This window comes from Phaeobacter sp. SYSU ZJ3003 (assembly GCF_041300735.1).
Lineage (GTDB): Bacteria > Pseudomonadota > Alphaproteobacteria > Rhodobacterales > Rhodobacteraceae > Phycobacter > Phycobacter gallaeciensis_A.
The window spans coordinates 1-444 of sequence record NZ_PXNU01000178.1 but is presented as its reverse complement, the minus strand read 5'-3'; the positions used below and the strand labels follow the sequence as shown (position 1 = coordinate 444).

Below are 444 nucleotides of genomic sequence, written 5' to 3'. Positions count from 1 at the left end.
GGGGATGTCCCTGTTGATGTTGAACTTTGCTTGAAGGGTGGCGTTGCTTTCCCTGAGCCGTAGGCTCGGGGTGATCAAACCTAGAGGAAAGCAACACCATGAAGAAGACTACGACATCGCATGCGGCCCTTGCCAGCCAGAATGATCTGCGTGGCGCCGTTACTGGTGCTTGGGAGGCGGTCGGACAGAGCTTTGACCAATTCTGTCTTTTGGCCGGGGTTTCAGCGCTCAGCGAGATGATGGAAAGCGACGCATTGAAATTGGCCGGCGAGGCACATGCGCGGAACGCCGATAAACCTGGTCACCGCTGGGGTACGACCCGAGGTCGCCTTGGGTTCCAAGGCGGCAAGGTGGAGTTGGAGCGCCCCCGCGTACGGTCGAAGGCCACCGGGAAGGAGATGCCGCTGCCCAGTTGGCAGGAGGCCGCCGAGGCCGGCTGGCTGG

General features: G+C 61.3%; 1 pseudogene. It reads left to right on the top strand.

Annotated elements, in window-relative coordinates:
* Positions 1-98: 98 nt before the first annotated feature.
* Positions 99-444, top strand: a pseudogene (locus C6W91_RS21310) (IS256 family transposase); the annotation flags it as partial.